The organism is Pseudomonas sp. UBA6753, from assembly GCF_002453565.1.
GTDB classification, from domain to species: Bacteria; Pseudomonadota; Gammaproteobacteria; order Pseudomonadales; family Pseudomonadaceae; genus Aquipseudomonas; species Aquipseudomonas putida_Z.
On sequence record NZ_DKHD01000055.1, the window covers coordinates 24,954 to 40,070 of the forward strand.

At 63.7% G+C, this 15,117-nt stretch carries 14 protein-coding genes and 1 pseudogene; 6 read left to right on the forward strand and 9 right to left on the reverse strand.

Features of this window, described 5'->3' with window-relative positions; all coding sequences use genetic code 11:
• Positions 1-286 precede the first annotated feature (286 nt).
• A complete protein-coding gene (locus tag B2790_RS21200; RefSeq protein ID WP_075045977.1) occupies positions 287-1,645 on the forward strand; it encodes a TolC family outer membrane protein in 1,359 nt (452 codons plus the stop codon).
• A gap of 170 nt (positions 1,646-1,815) precedes the next feature.
• Here B2790_RS21200 and B2790_RS21205 read toward each other — a convergent pair whose 3' ends face one another.
• The 3 genes from B2790_RS21205 to B2790_RS21215 form a co-directional block, all read right to left on the reverse strand.
• Complete coding sequence (locus B2790_RS21205; RefSeq protein WP_286919668.1) at positions 1,816-2,415, reverse strand: tRNA-uridine aminocarboxypropyltransferase; 600 nt, start codon at positions 2,413-2,415, stop codon at positions 1,816-1,818.
• 286 nt (positions 2,416-2,701) lie between these two features.
• Positions 2,702-4,267: a methyl-accepting chemotaxis protein gene (locus tag B2790_RS21210; protein WP_137164573.1), complete on the reverse strand. Its 1,566-nt coding sequence runs from the start codon at positions 4,265-4,267 to the stop codon at positions 2,702-2,704.
• 139 nt (positions 4,268-4,406) lie between these two features.
• Positions 4,407-5,300 (reverse strand): LysR family transcriptional regulator, encoded by an 894-nt coding sequence (locus B2790_RS21215; protein WP_025340153.1) that lies wholly within the window; start codon positions 5,298-5,300, stop codon positions 4,407-4,409.
• Between the two features lie 225 nt (positions 5,301-5,525).
• Here B2790_RS21215 and speB point away from each other — a divergent pair, with 225 nt between their 5' ends.
• Complete coding sequence (gene speB, locus B2790_RS21220) at positions 5,526-6,476, forward strand: agmatinase (RefSeq protein WP_013973693.1); 951 nt, start codon at positions 5,526-5,528, stop codon at positions 6,474-6,476.
• Positions 6,477-6,650: 174 nt separating this feature from the next.
• Positions 6,651-8,030 (forward strand): sodium:solute symporter, encoded by a 1,380-nt coding sequence (locus B2790_RS21225; protein ID WP_286919669.1) that lies wholly within the window; start codon positions 6,651-6,653, stop codon positions 8,028-8,030.
• 183 nt (positions 8,031-8,213) lie between these two features.
• Here the strand turns inward: B2790_RS21225 and B2790_RS21230 are convergent, their stop codons facing one another.
• Positions 8,214-8,342, reverse strand: a complete 129-nt coding sequence (locus B2790_RS21230; RefSeq protein ID WP_009683677.1) for a PA1414 family protein — start codon at positions 8,340-8,342, stop codon at positions 8,214-8,216.
• Positions 8,343-8,466: 124 nt separating this feature from the next.
• Positions 8,467-9,360, reverse strand: coding sequence for a putrescine utilization regulator PtrR (ptrR, locus tag B2790_RS21235; RefSeq protein WP_015271294.1), 894 nt, complete (start codon positions 9,358-9,360; stop codon positions 8,467-8,469).
• A 106-nt stretch (positions 9,361-9,466) separates the two neighbouring features.
• On the opposite strand from ptrR, the gene B2790_RS21240 reads away from it, so the two are divergent.
• Entirely contained in the window at positions 9,467-10,639 is a 1,173-nt protein-coding gene (locus B2790_RS21240) for an MFS transporter (RefSeq protein WP_286919671.1), read from the forward strand.
• Positions 10,640-10,766: 127 nt separating this feature from the next.
• Here the strand turns inward: B2790_RS21240 and B2790_RS21245 are convergent, their stop codons facing one another.
• The 3 genes and pseudogenes from B2790_RS21245 to B2790_RS21255 form a co-directional block, all read right to left on the reverse strand.
• Positions 10,767-11,693 carry a DMT family transporter gene (locus B2790_RS21245; RefSeq protein WP_137164577.1) on the reverse strand — a complete coding sequence of 309 codons (927 nt, stop codon included), beginning with the start codon at positions 11,691-11,693 and terminating at the stop codon, positions 10,767-10,769.
• A gap of 106 nt (positions 11,694-11,799) precedes the next feature.
• Positions 11,800-12,195: a hypothetical protein gene (locus tag B2790_RS21250; protein WP_013973698.1), complete on the reverse strand. Its 396-nt coding sequence runs from the start codon at positions 12,193-12,195 to the stop codon at positions 11,800-11,802.
• 77 nt (positions 12,196-12,272) lie between these two features.
• Positions 12,273-12,380: pseudogene (locus B2790_RS21255) on the reverse strand (BrnA antitoxin family protein); the annotation flags it as partial.
• 119 nt (positions 12,381-12,499) lie between these two features.
• On the opposite strand from B2790_RS21255, the gene B2790_RS21260 reads away from it, so the two are divergent.
• Positions 12,500-12,772 (forward strand): hypothetical protein, encoded by a 273-nt coding sequence (locus tag B2790_RS21260; RefSeq protein WP_075045984.1) that lies wholly within the window; start codon positions 12,500-12,502, stop codon positions 12,770-12,772.
• 126 nt (positions 12,773-12,898) lie between these two features.
• Here B2790_RS21260 and B2790_RS21265 read toward each other — a convergent pair whose 3' ends face one another.
• Complete coding sequence (locus tag B2790_RS21265; RefSeq protein WP_286919672.1) at positions 12,899-14,260, reverse strand: DEAD/DEAH box helicase; 1,362 nt, start codon at positions 14,258-14,260, stop codon at positions 12,899-12,901.
• 103 nt (positions 14,261-14,363) lie between these two features.
• Here B2790_RS21265 and B2790_RS21270 point away from each other — a divergent pair.
• On the forward strand, positions 14,364-15,117 hold a 754-nt coding region (locus B2790_RS21270), incomplete at its 3' end, for a mechanosensitive ion channel family protein (protein WP_286919673.1).

Below are 15,117 nucleotides of genomic sequence, written 5' to 3' on the forward strand. Positions count from 1 at the left end.
TTCGCCTAACGATTATTCTCCTTATCCGAAATGATTCTGGAACTCTGTTAAACCCCCGTATTAATTGGCTTTCATGGACTTTTCTGCTGCCATTCCCTGGGTCCTTCTGCGAGCCTATTAGACAATTTATATATTATATGGCGATTTGATATGAAGAAATCTTCTTATCTATCGCGTTGAATGTACTTAGCTGTGTTATTAAAAACCTGCAACACTATATGTAATAACTTCATCGTCATTTTTTTGGCGAGCAGCAGGATAAATTCCAGGATCAGGGAGATGTACCATGCGCGTTTTGAACCCCATCACCAGTGCATTACTGTTGGCCCTGGCGAGTGCCAACGTACAGGCGATGTCGATCACCGAGGCTGTCCAGAGCGCCGTGGACTACCACCCGCAGGTCAGCTCCAACCGCAACAGCAAGCTGTCGGCCGATGAAGATGTGAAGTTCGCGCGTGGTGGCTACTACCCTTCCGTGGATCTGGTCGCCGGCTATGGCCGCCAGCGTTCGGACAACACCACGACGCGTGCCGAGGGCAACCACAACAAGGAAACCCTCAACTACACCCAGTCCGAACTGCGCCTGCGGCAAATGATCTTCGACGGCTTCAACACCTCGAATGAAGTGGGCCGCACCGAAGCAGTCTCCACCTCCCGCGCCTACTACACCCAGGCCGTTGCCCAGGATGTCGCCCTGCGTGCAGTCGAGGTGTACCTGGAAGTGCTCAAGCGCCGTGAACTGGTGACCCTGGCCAGGAACAACCTGCAAGCCCACCTACGAGTCAACGACCAGATCGGCCTGCGCAACGAGCGCGGCGTCGGCAGCACCGCCGACCTTGACCAGTCCCGCGCACGTCGCGCCCTGGCGGAAAACAACCTGGACACCGCCGAAGTCGACCTGGCCGATGCCGAGGCCAACTTCTTCAGCGTCGTCGGCCGCATGCCGGACGAGCTGGAAAGCCCGCAGACCATCAAGGGCGAGGTGCCTGGCACCCTCGACGAAGCCCGCGACGGCATGCGCCAGAACAACCCGTACATCAAGTCTGCCCAGGCTGACGTGAATGCTGCCGAGCAGCAATACGAAGTGGCCAAGTCGACCTTCTACCCTCGCTTCGACGCCATTCTGGCTACCGGTGCCAACAACAACACCGGCGGCGAGAAAGGCCACAACAACAACGACTGGCAAGCTGGCGTGGAGATGAACTACAACCTGTTCCGCGGTGGCAGCGACAAGGCTCGCCTGCAGTCCGACGCGCACAAGATCAACCAGGCCCTGGACATCCGCAACAACGCCCTGCGTGAGCTGACCGAAAACCTGAGCCTGGCGTGGAACGCCATGAACAACGCCAGCAAGCAGCTGCCGACTGCGCGTGAATACGCCGAGACCACCAAGCGCGTGCGTGCTGCCTACCAGGACCAGTTCGGCCTGGGCCAACGTACCCTGCTCGACGTGCTCGACAGTGAAAACGAGCTGTACAACGCCGACCGCCGCTACACCGAGGTGCGTTATACCGAGGAGTTCTCGCGCTACCGCGTGCTGGCGACCATGGGCGAGCTGTTGACCAAGCAGCGTATTTCGCTGCCGCCAGAAGCGCTGGCTACCACCGAAGTACGCACCGAGGCACGTTTGCCTGATATGCGTTGATCGGGTTCGAGAGAGCCGGGGCCGCTTTGCGGCCCATCGCCGGCAAGCCAGCTCCCACAGGTACAGCACAAGCTTCACCCTTTGTGTTCCAGCTGTAGAAACCCAAACTTGAGCCCTGCCGCTGCGCCTGTGGGAGCTGGCTTGCCGGCGATAGGGCCCTCACTGCCACCTCACCCCGCACCATGGTTACGCTGGAACGTCTCCAAACCCATGGCCCTGATCTGCCCCTCGATCAACGCCTCGAACGGTGCCAGCAGCGCATCGAAACAGGCAGGCTGCTCCAACGCGTTCAGCGCTCCCACCACCGCCTCGATAGTCGATAACGCCCCCGCCTCCGGCGCCTTGCGCAAGCGGTAGCGTGAAGGCGCGACAGCCCCCAGCGTCACCCGCGGCAACGCCTCCAGCAACGGGTTCAGGTACAACAGCTTGCGCGCCTTGCGCCAGGTGCCGTCGGGCACGATCAACAGCAAGGGTTGGTCGTCCGTCTCGCCATAGGCCAGCAATTCCTGGGCGTCGTCACCCGGGAACAGCAGGGCTGGCCGGTAACCGGGGGTCGCCAGCAATTCATTCAGGTCATCGAATACCTCGCCTACCCGCAATTCGGCATTGTTCAGGCCAAGGGCGGCCAGGCGGGCGGTATTCAGGGCATGGGCGGTTTCATTGGGGTGCTGCAGCAGGATGACGCGGGTGCGGCTGTCGAGTGCGGGGATCAGTGGGCAGAGGCAATGGTCGAGCGGGCGCTGGCAGCGCTCGCAGCGGGGTCTGGGCATGGGGTTCTCCTTGGCAGGAACAGTTTGCCACAGAACCGGGGCCCGCTTTGCGGGCCATTCGCCGGCAAGCCAGCTCCCACAGAATCACCACAGGCCTGAGCCTTGTGCAATACCTGTTGGAGCTGGCTTGCTGGAGAAAACAGGATCACCACAGGCCTGGGCCTTGTGCAATACCTGTGGGAGCTGGCTTGCCGGAGAAAACAGGATCACCACAGGCCTGAGCCTTGTGCAATACCTGTGGGAGCTGGCTTGCCGGCGAAAGGGCCGCAAAGCGGCCCCGGCAATCTCAACGATTGAACCGCTCCGCCAGGCTATGCAGGTACTCCGCCATGCGCTCCAGGTCCTGGCTGATTTCCGCGCCCTGCCTGGCCTGCCCGGCACTCTGGTCGCACAGGTGGGCTATGCGCACGATCTGCTGGTTGATGTCCTCGGCCACATGGCTCTGCTGCTCCGACGCCGTCGCCATCTGCTGGCTCATGCCGGTGATGCGGCTGACCGCCTGGGCAATCCCACTCAACGCTGCCTGCACCGCCTCGACACTGTGCACGCTGTCCCGAGAGATCTGCTCGCCACGGCTGGCGGTGCTCACCGCGCGCTCTGCCCCGGCGCGCAACGAGGCGATGATCTGGTGGATCTCCTCGGTCGAGGCACGGGTGCGCTGGGCCAGCGATCGCACCTCATCCGCCACCACGGCAAACCCGCGCCCCTGTTCGCCGGCACGCGCCGCCTCGATCGCCGCATTGAGCGCCAGCAGGTTGGTCTGCTCGGCGATCGAGGTAATCACATCGACCACGCTGCCAATCGACTGGGTCTGCTCGGCCAGGGCATTGACGGCCTGGCCGATGTCGTTGACCGCATTGCTCATGCTGCCCATGGCTTGCAGGCTCTGCATCGCCAGCTCGCTGCCCTGCTGCGCCAGCTGGTCGGCATCGCCCGCTGCGTGCGCCGTGCTCTGCACGTTATGGGTAACCTGCTGAATGGTCGCCGCCATCTGCGCGATGGCGGCGGCGGACTGGTCGGTCTCGCTGCGCTGGCGGTCGAGCATCTGTGCCTGGGCATCGGACAAGTCGGACGACTGCGCCGCCCGCGACTTCACCCCGACCCCGGCATCCACCAGGCGGGTCAAGGCCGTTTGCAGGCGTGCTTCCTCGCTGATGATGGCAAGATCCAACTGGCCTTGCAGGCCTGGGTTGTCACTGTAGGTCAGTGCCACCAGCGGGCTGGTGAAGGCCTTGGGGTGCTCGGCCAGCGTGCGGCGGATGGCCTGGTTCTGCCGGTGCTCGACCAGATACCAGGCCAGCAGCAGGCTGGCCATCAGCACCCCGAGCGCCGCGTAGGGCGGTAGCCACAGGTAGCCCGCCGCCGACAGCAGGCCCGCACCGATCAATGGCCAACCGTGACCCAGGCCATGCCCCAGACGGGCCGCCCACGGCACCGGTGCGCGGCCAGCCCGCAAGCGCGCGTACAACGCTTCGGCGCGGCGGATCTGCTCACGGGTGGGCACCGAGCGCACCGACTCGTAGCCACTGATGCGGCCCTGCTCGTAGACGGCCGTGACATAGGCGCTGACCCAGTAGTAATCACCGTTCTTCGCCCGGTTCTTGACTACGCCCATCCACGGTTTGCCTTGTTTGATGGTTTCCCACATGTGGCCGAACACGGCCGGAGGCATGTCCGGATGGCGCACCAGGTTGTGGGGTTGGCCGACCAGCTCGTCGTAGGTGAACCCGCTGATCGCCACGAAAGCGTCGTTGCAGTAGGTGATGCGGCTGTTGAGGTCGGTGGTGGAAATCAGGCGCTGATCGTTGGGAAAGGTTCTTTCGTGCTCAGTGACGGGCAAATTCATGCGCATCTTGGGCAATCCTTGCAGGATGAAAGGGAGGTAGACAGCAGCACACACTGATTTGATATATAGCAGGGCGCCATTATGTTGTCGGTCAGCGGCACCAACAATTTAACGGGGGCCGACGAAATACAGCATGTGCCGGACTTCAACCCACGTTGAGCTGGCTTTTCAGCAGGTCGCGGAAAGTCTGGATCAACGGTTCGCGGCTGCGCCCGCGGCGAATGATCAGCGAGAACGGTGCCTGGTAGCCGAAGGTGGACGGCGACAGCACGCGCAAGTCGCCCTTGTCGACCCAGGCCTGGGCATAGTGCTCGGGCAGGTAGCCGATGTAGGCCCCGGAGAGAATCAGGATCAACTGCGCCTCCATGCTCTCCACCGTCGCCGCGCTGTGCTTGAAGCCATGCCGGGCCAGTTCGGCCTGGCTCCAGTAGCCACGCCCGACCATGCGCTGCTGGGTCACCACCTGCTCGGGGATGCGCCGTTCGGCATACAACGGGTGGCGGCTGCTGCAGTACAGCCAGTGCTGCTCACGGTACAGCGGCTGGTAGAGCAGCCCGCTCATGCGCGAGGAAAACGCCCCGATCGCCAGGTCCAGGCGGTTGTCCTGCACGCCCAGTTGCAGCTCGTAAGGGCTGGACACCGACAGGTGCAGGTGCACCGCCGGGTGTTCCTGGCTGTAGGCGCCGATGGCTTCGGCCAGCGGCAAGGCCTGGTCACCGACCGTGGAGTCGATCACCCCCAGGTTGAGGGTGCCGCGCAACTCGCCCTTGAGGGCGGCGGCGTACTGTTCGAAACCGTCCAGCTCGGCCAGCAGGCGCAGGGTTTCCTGGTGGAACAGCTCGCCCTTGCTGGTGAGGCTGAAGCCGCCACGGCCGCGGTGGCACAGTACGATCCCCAGGGCACCTTCCAGCTGGCTCATGTAGGTGCTGATGGCCGAAGTCGACAGGTTCAGCTCGCGCTGGGCATTGGCAAAGCCCTGGTGGCGCACCACGCTGACGAAGATGCGCAGCAGTTTCAGGTCGGGCAAGGTCGAGGCCATGGTGCAACGGTTCCGCAAGGGTGTTTGCGCGCAGTCTAACCGCTCTGCCGCCCTTTAGTTCAGAAATTCCTGAACTAAGTATTTGCCGGTAGCGATTTTTCCCCGGCACTACCTTCAGCAGACTTGGCCGAAATGTCCCTGCCCGCCGGCAAGACCACACCTGGAAGGCGCGCGGCGGCACAGGTTCGAACAAACAGAACAATCGACCGACTGATGAGGCCCACCGTGGACAAGATCCTCCACCAACCACTGGGCGGCAACGAAATGCCGCGTTTCGGCGGCATCGCCACCATGCTCCGTCTCCCCCACCTGCAAAGTGCCCAAGGCCTGGACGCCGCCTTCATCGGCGTGCCACTGGACATCGGTACCTCGCTGCGCTCCGGCACACGCTTCGGCCCGCGGCAGATCCGCGCCGAATCGGTGATGATCCGCCCGTACAACATGGCCACCGGGGCTGCACCGTTCGACTCGCTGTCGGTGGCCGACATCGGTGACGTGGCGATCAACACCTTCAACCTGCTGGACGCCGTGCGCATCATCGAAGAAGCGTATGACGAGATCCTCGAGCACAACATCATCCCGCTGACCCTGGGTGGCGACCACACCATCACCCTGCCGATCCTGCGCGCGCTGCACAAGAAACACGGCAAGATCGGCCTGGTGCACATCGATGCCCACGCCGACGTCAACGACCACATGTTCGGCGAGAAGATCGCCCATGGCACCACCTTCCGCCGTGCCGTGGAAGAAGGCCTGCTCGACTGCGAGCGCGTGGTGCAGATCGGCCTGCGCGCCCAGGGCTACACCGCCGATGACTTCAACTGGAGCCGCCGTCAGGGCTTCCGTGTAGTCCAGGCCGAAGAGTGCTGGCACAAGTCGCTGGAACCGCTGATGGCCGAAGTGCGCGAAAAGGTCGGCGGTGGCCCGGTGTACCTGTCGTTCGACATCGATGGCATCGACCCGGCCTGGGCGCCTGGTACCGGCACCCCGGAAATCGGCGGCTTGACCACCATCCAGGCGATGGAGATCATTCGCGGCTGCCACGGCCTGGACCTGATCGGCTGTGACCTTGTCGAAGTCTCCCCGCCTTACGACACCACCGGCAACACCTCGCTGCTCGGCGCCAACCTGCTGTTCGAGATGCTCTGCGTACTTCCAGGCGTAGTGCGCCGCTAAACGAGAGCAACACCTTTCCCACAGGGGACTAGTGCAAGCCTCTAGAAAGTACCCCGGCAGGAGCCATATGGGAGGGCCATTGAGGCCCGCCAACAACACGACAAGACCGCCGGGCGCCGTGAACCCGCCCGCGTGGTCGATCTCGCCATAATAAAGATAATCGGGAGACCCCCAATGGCCTTGGACATCATTGTTGTAATGATCTACACCGCCGGCATGCTCGGGCTTGGCTGGTATGGCATGCGGCGCGCGAAAACCCACGAGGACTACCTGGTGGCCGGGCGCAACCTCGGCCCGGTCCTGTACATGGGCACCATGGCCACCACCGTGCTCGGTGGCGCGTCCACCGTCGGCACCGTGCGCCTGGGCTACGTCCACGGCATCTCCGGCTTCTGGCTGTGCGCAGCCCTGGGCCTGGGCATCATCGCCCTCAACCTGTTCCTCGCCAAACCCTTGCTGCGCCTGCGCATCTTCACCGTGACCCAGGTGCTGGAGCAGCGCTACAACCCGGCCGCACGCCAGGCCAGCGCCGTGATCATGCTGGCCTACGCACTGATGATCGGCGTCACCTCGACCCTGGCCATGGCCACTGTATTGCAGGTGCTGCTCGACCTGCCGTTCTGGGCCTCGCTGCTGCTGGGCGGTGGTGTGGTGGTGCTGTACTCGACCATTGGCGGCATGTGGTCGCTCACCCTGACCGACATCGTCCAGTTCGTGATCAAGACCGTCGGCCTGATGTTCATCCTGCTGCCGGTGTGCCTGTACAAGGCCGGTGGCTGGGACACCCTGGTGGCCAAGCTGCCGGCGGCCAGCTTCCAGCTGACCACCATTGGCTGGGACACCATCATCACCTACTTCCTGATCTACTTCTTCGGCATCCTCATCGGCCAGGACATCTGGCAGCGGGTGTTCACTGCCCGTGACGAGAAGGTCTGCCAGCGCGCCGGCACCACCGCCGGTGTGTACTGCGTACTGTACGGCCTGGCCTGCGCCGCGATCGGTATGGCCGCGCATGTGCTGATGCCCGACCTGGCCAACCCGAACAATGCCTTTGCCGAGATGATCAAGACCACCCTGCCCGATGGCATCCGTGGCCTGCTGATGGCAGCGGCGCTGGCCGCCATGATGTCCACCGCCAGCGCCGGCCTGCTGGCTGCGTCGACCACCCTGACCGAAGACCTGCTGCCCAAGCTGCGTGGCGGCAAGGCGTCGAGCCTGGGCGTCAGCCGCCTGTTCACCCTACTCACCGGCCTGGTGGTGCTGGGCATCGCCCTGGTGGTGAACGATGTGATCAATGCCCTGACCCTGGCCTACAACCTGCTGGTCGGCGGCATGCTGATCCCGCTGATCGGCGCGATCTTCTGGAAGCGCGCTACCACCGCCGGGGCTATCGCCAGCATGTCGCTGGGCTTTGCCACCGCGCTGCTGTTCATGTTCAAGGATGGGCTGGAGGCCAATACGCCGATCTACTACAGCCTGGCGGTTGGTCTGGTGAGCTTTGTGGTGGTCAGCGTGATGTCGCGTAAATCGGTGGCGGCGGTGAAGCTGGCCTGACCTACAGCCTGAACTGGCCTCTTCGCGGGCTCGCCCGCTCCCACAGGGACTCCACAGGTCCTGAAATTTGTGGGGTACCTGTGGGAGCGGGCAAGCCCGCGAAGAGGCCGGTACAGGCAACACACAACTGGCAGACACAAAAAGGCCGCTGCACCCACCCAGGTGCAGCGGCCTTTGTCTGTATCAGCGACGACGCGGTTGGCGTTTGCGCTGCTCTTCATCAGTCGGGATCGGCACCGGCTGCAAGGGTGGTGGAATCAGCCCCAAGGCGACAGCCAGGTCGTGGAGCCAGTTGGACAGTGGTTTATTCATAATGCCCCCTTGACGGGTCAGCCTCACGGCAATTCAATCCTGCGATGTTTCATACAGATCATAGCCCTATGTCCTGTATTACGCATGCCTCTAAAGCTACAGATACGGGCCATTTTGATACGGATCAAGCCGTAACGGCGCATTCCGACGACTGGTTAATCGTTTCGCTTTGTTGCAGGTCGATCCAGGCCTGCAAATTTGCCCCGCGCATCCCCTGGCGCCACATCAACCAGGTGACCGCCTGATCGAACGGCGCCTGCAGCTGGTGCACCCGCACCCGGTCGCGCCCTGGCAGGCTGTCGAGCATCGACCTGGCCATCATCGCCACACCCGCGCCGGCGATCACGCAGGCCAGCATGCTCTGGTACGACTCGATTTCCATCACCCGGCCCATTGGCGTATGGGCATGGGCATACCAGGCCTCCAGGCGCATGCGGTACGAGCAGCCCTGGCGGAAGGTGAACACCGCCTTGCCCGCCACGTCCTTGGCAGTGTGTACCGCCGGGTGCTCGGGGCTGGTGATCAGCACCAGTTGCTCATCGCACAGCGGCACGCCATCCAGCCCGGCCAGGCTCGGTGGCCCGTCCACCAGGGCCGCGTCCAAGGTGTGGTTGAGCAGGCCTTCCAGCAGCTCGCCACTGGGCGCCGCACGCACCTGCAGGTTAACCGCCGGGTAGGCCTGGTGATAACGCGCCAGCAACCCCGGCAAATGTGTCGCCGCCGTGCTGTACATGGTCCCCAGCACGAAGTCCCCGGCCGGTTGGCCACCCCGCACGGCGGCCAGCGCCTCGTCGCGCAAGGCTGACATGCGGTTGGCGTAATCCAGCAGCACCTTGCCCGCCGGCGAAAGCTGCAGGCGCTGGCGTTCGCGCAGGAACAGCTCGACACCCAGTTGCTCCTCGAGCTGGCGCAAGCGCGTCGACAGGTTCGACGGCACCCGATGCAGGCGCTCTGCGGCACGGGTGACCGAACCTTCCTCGGCCACGGCCTGGAAGATTCGCAGTTGGCTGAATTCCACGGCATTCTCCAAAACAGAACAACTTGATCATCATTATTCAATTTTATTGAAAAAGAAACCGCCCTAACCTGCCAGCCATCGCTTACATCCGTGCAGGAGACTCGTCATGTCGCCACTCATTCAACTGCTGGCCAGCGCCGTGGCGCTGATGATGGCCATGGGCATTGGCCGTTTCGCCCTGACCCCGCAGCTGCCGCAACTGATCGCCGAAGGCCAGTTCGACCTGACGGTCGCCGGGCTGGTGGCCGCGGCCAACTACCTGGGCTACTTCATCGGCGCGGTCGATGCCATGTTCGCCCGCTCGCCGGGCCAGGTGCGCCTGCGCCTGCACGGTGGCCTGTGGCTGTGCGTGCTGCTGACCCTGGCCTCATGGGCCGCAGACGGGTTCTGGAGCCACCTGCTGCTGCGCTTCGGTACCGGCGTGGCCAGCGCCTGGGTGCTGGTGATGATCACCAGCCTCAGCCAACAGGTGGCCAATGCAAACAACCGCCAGCGCCTGGGTGCCCTGGTGTTCGCGGGGCCCGGCCTGGGCATTGCGCTGACGGGTTTGCTGGCGCTGGTGGCGCATTTGTGGGGGCTGGGCTCGGCAGCACTGTGGCTGATCTATGCCGTGGCCGCGCTGGTGATGCTGCTGGCGGTCCGGCCTTGGCTGCCAAGGGCGCTGCAAGCGGCGCCGGTGCCGTCGGCTGCACGCCAGGGCCCCACGCGCAGTGTCGGCATCGGCCGCCTGGGGCTGGTGTATGCGCTGTATGGCGTGGGTTACATCCTGCCGGCCACCTTCCTGTCGCAGATGGCCAACCAGCAGTTCCACGGGCAGTGGCTGGCCGACCTGTTCTGGCCGGCGTTCGGCCTGGCGGCGGCGCTGGGGGTGCTGCTGGTGAGCCTGCGCCGTGGCGGCCGCACCTCGGCCTGGCTCACGGCCACCCTGTGGCTGCAGGGGCTGGGTGTACTGGCCTGCCTGATGGGCGGGGGTGTCGGGCTGGCGTTGGGCGTGGTGCTGTGTGGTGGGCCGTTCCTGGTCTGCATGCAGCTGGTGATGCAACGTTCGCGGGAGCTGGCGCCGCATGCCACGCAGCGCAATGCCGGGCTGCTGACGGCCTGCTTTGCCCTGGGGCAGTTGAGTGGGCCATTGCTGGCGGCGGTCAGCAGCCATTACAGCAGCGGGCTGCAGCCGGCGCTGATGGTGGCCGCTGGTGGGTTGGTGGTGGCTGGGGGGCTGGTGCTGTTTGGCAGCTCTGCACAGCAGGGTAGCGCCTGTCAGGCCAAGGCGGCATCCTGAATCGTGGCTGCCTGTGCCGGCCTCTTCGCGGGCTCGCCCGCTCCCACAGGGGCCGCACAATCTTCAAGGCCTGTGCAGTACCTGTGGGAGCGGGCGAGCCCGCGAAGAGGCCGGTACAGGTTATCGATCACCCCACAATCCGCCGCAACTGCTGCTTGACCCAAGGCTCGGCACTCACCAGGACCACCCCCAGCAGCACCATCAACGCGCCAACCACAAAGTTCAGGCTCAGCGGCTCATCCAGCAACAACACGCCGAAGGTCACCCCGAACAGCGGGGTGATGAACGAGAACACTGCCAGGTTCGACGCCAGGTACTTGCGCAGCAACCAGAACCAGGTCAGGTAGCTGATGAACGACACCACAATCCCTTGGAACAGCACGCTGCCCATCGCCAGCGGCGTCAGCGTCACCGCGCCGATCTGGCCGCTGAGCAAGGCAATCAGCAGCAACCCGGCAAAGCCCACCGCCAGCTGATAGAACAGGGTCAGGGTCGCCGGTGCTTCCGACAGCCGCGAGCAACGCACCACCACCGTGGTCGCCCCCCAGGCCAGCCCGGCGATCACGCCAAAGGCATCCCCCAGCAGGGTGCGGCCATCCATGTGCTCGAACGACATGCCGCCGGCAAACGCCATCGCAATGCCACCGAAGGCCAGCAAGATCCCCAGCCATTGCAGCAGCCGCAGGCGTTCGCTGGGCAACCTGAAATGCAGGCCCAACGCGGTGAACACCGGCGCGGTATAGAGGAACACCGACATGTGCGCCGCCGAGGTCAGCTTCAGCCCCTCGGCAATGAACAGGAACTCCAGGCCGAACAGCCCGCCCGCCACCACCCCGGCACGCCAGGTGCTGCCGACCTGCTCCCAGCCCCCGCGCCAGCACAGCATCAGGCCCACCAGCACGGCGGCGATACCGTTGCGCAGGGCCGCCTGCATCACCGGCGCGATATCGATGGCGGCAGTCTTGATCAATACCTGCTGGCAACCCCAGATCAGGCACAGCCCCAGCATCACCTGGAAGGCAAAGGCGTCGGGGTTCTTGCGGACCGCGCTCATAGGCGGGCCTCGGCGGTGGTCATTGGCATGGGCAAGGGCTCGGCAGTGTTCAGGAACTACCGATTATCGGGTTTCCATGGCCGCCCTTGCCAGCCTCAAAACGACCTCAGGCGATCTGTGCCTTCGCCGACACCTGCTCGAAGGTGGTTTCGTCCAGCGCATCCTCCTGCTCGTCCAGCACCTGGCGCGGGTGCTCGAAGCCGGGAATGCTGCTGTCGATCAGGCTCATCAGCCGCGAACCGCGCTCGGTCAGCACGAAGTTCTCGCCATTGCCGCCATCCTCTTCGGGCCGGGTTTCGATGAAACCACGCTCGAACAACAGCCTTTCGTACTCGCAGGCACGGGTTTTCAGGTGGTCCAGGTCGCCCACCGGCTCCCCCTTGGCAGCCAGTGCCGCAGCGTGCTGCTCGGCATAAGGGCGTGGCGTGAAGCTGTGACCGGCGCCGTTCTGCACCTCGTGCAGCAAACGCTCGATCAGGTCCCAGTCGTAGGCGATGCTCATGGCTACGGGCTCCTGCTGTGGACGGAAGGGGTACACAGGTTGGGACCTGTCGAGGTTGCCCGGCGTTCCGAAATATCTCAGCGCTGGCGTTGTTGCGCTTGCATGTACTGGCGCAGCAACTGGTTGATCCGGGTCTGGTAGCCACTACCCTGCTCTTTGAACCAGGCGAGGACATCGGAATCGAGGCTAGGTCAGATGCCCAGCTGGGGACAGGCTGACCATGAAGTGCCACCGGTCGAAGGGGCTGAACTAACGGCCAGGCACATGCCTCCACCGGGCATCACCACCGCCGGAGGTAGGAAGGATGAAACTGCTGCTGCCCATTGCCTGCGCCACTGCCCTGTTCTGCGCCGTGCCCGCCTGGGCCTGTACACCGGAAGAAGCGACGCAGAAACGCGAAGAGCTGGCCGGGTTGGTCACCCAGTTGACCGAGCAGAACCCGCAGAAGGCCAAGGAGATCAATGACGAGCTTCAAGGGATGGAGCTGGGGACGGCGAGCAAGGATTTGCCCGACAAGTGTCAGCTGATCGACAAGCGGATCAAGGAGTTGAAAGAGGCGGAGAAAAAGGCTGAATAAGGTGTCGCCTGTCCTGGCCCCTTCGCGGGCACGCCCGCTCCCACTTGGACAACACAGCCTTCGATATCTGTGATTATCCTGTGGGAGCGGGCGTGCCCGCGAAGAAACCAACAGCGCTACTGAAGGTTACTCAACCGCAGGCTTGCGCTTTTTCAGCGGCGCCAGGCCGTCAGCGCTGGCCAGCGGTGCATTGGCCTTCGGCTTGGCGGTTGGCTTGCGCTTGGCGGCCGCCTTCTTGTCACCGGTCTTCTTCTCGACCTTTTTCTTCTTGCTGCCAGCCGCCTTGCCCGAGGCCTTGACCTTCTTCGGCCCGTTGTAGGTGCCCTTCACTTCCTTGATCACCCGGCGCTCGAACTGCTGCTTGAGGTAGCGCTCGATGCTCGACATCAGGTTCCAGTCGTTGTGGGTGATCAGCGAGATCGCCAGGCCTTCGCCACCGGCACGGCCGGTACGGCCCACGCGGTGCACGTACTCGTCACCGCTGCGCGGCATGTCGAAGTTGATCACCAAGTCCAGGCCGTCGATGTCCAGGCCACGGGCCGCAACGTCGGTAGCCACCAGCACCTTGGAGCTGCCCTGCTTGAAGCGGTCCAGGGCCAGCTTGCGGTCCTTCTGGTCCTTCTCGCCGTGCAGCACGAAGGCCTTCACGTCCTTGGCCACCAGGTGGCCGTAGATGCGGTCGGCCAGGGCGCGGGTGTTGGTGAAGATGATCGCCTTGTCGAAGGTTTCGTTGGCCAGCAGCCACTGCACGATCTGCTCTTTGTGCTGGTCGTGGTCAGCGGTGATGATCTGCTGGCGGGTGCCTTCGGCCAGCTGCGAGACGCTGTTGAGCATCAGGTGCTCTGGGTCTTTCAGCACCTTGCCGATGATGTCGCGCAGGGCCGCACCACCGGTGGTGGCGGAGAACAGCAGGGTCTGCTGGCGGTTCTCGCACTCCTTGCACAGGCGCTCCATGTCTTCGGCAAAGCCCATGTCGAGCATGCGGTCGGCTTCGTCGAGGATCAGCACCTGCACGTGGGACAGGTCGAGGTTGCCGGCATTGAGCTGCTCGAGCAGGCGGCCCGGGGTGCCGATCAGCACATCCGGCACCTTGCGCAGCATGGCGGCCTGTTCCTGGAAGTCTTCACCGCCGGTAACCAGGCCCGACTTGATGTAGGTGAACTGCGAGAACAGCTGTACCTGTTTGAGGGTCTGCTGGGCCAGTTCACGGGTCGGCAGCAGGATCAGCGCGCGGATCTCGACGCGGCGTTCGCGCAGGTCGACCAGGCGGTTGAGCAGCGGCAGCACGAAGGCCGCGGTCTTGCCGCTGCCGGTCTGCGCGGTCACGCGCAGGTCACGCCCTTGCAGGGCCAGGGGGATGGCCGCGGCCTGCACCGGGGTTGGCTCGACAAAGTTAAGCTCGGCCACGGCTTTAAGCAGGCGTTCGTGCAGGGCGAATTGGGAGAACACGGAGGTAACCTCAGGCAAGTGCGGAAAATTCAGTTGCATAGGGTAACGTTTTCTGCCGCCTTAGCCGAATTTCTTTTGGCAACTTTGTCGCCATCCGCGCTCTAATGGCGCTTCGTTTGGCAACAAGACTGTACGCAAGCCCATGGATATCCAACGAATCTGGCGTGACTCCCTCGACCTGTGGGGCACGCTTGACCAACATCCGATGCTGCACGCGGCCATTGGCCTGGCGGTGCTGCTGCTCATTTCCCTGGTCATCGGCCGCCTGGCACGCTTCCTGGTGCTGCACGGCGCCCGCCTGCTGGCCCGCCAGCCAGCACTGAAGTGGCTGGATGACCTGCGCAACAACAAGGTGTTCCACCGCCTGGCACAGACCACGCCATCACTGGTGCTGCAGTTCGGCCTGAAACTGGTGCCCGAGCTGTCCGACACCGCCCAGCACTTCCTCGGCAATGTCGCCCTGGCCTTTACCCTGCTGTTCATGACCATGGCGCTGTCGTGCCTGCTGGATGCCCTGCTCGACATCTATGCCCGCACCGAACACGCCCGCACCCGCTCGATCAAGGGTTACGTGCAACTGGCCAAGATGATGCTGTGGATCTTCGCCTCCATCGTCATCGTCGCCACCCTGATCGACCGCTCGCCACTGTTGCTGCTGTCGGGTCTGGGTGCGATGTCGGCGGTGCTGCTGTTGGTGTACAAGGACACCCTGCTGTCGTTCGTCGCCAGTGTGCAGCTGACCAGCAACGACATGCTGCACGTGGGCGACTGGATCGAAATGCCCCAGGTAGGCGCCGATGGCGATGTGGTGGACATCACCCTGCACACGGTGAAGGTGCAGAACTTCGACAAGACCATTGTCTCCATCCCCACCTGGCGCCTGATGAGCGAGTCGT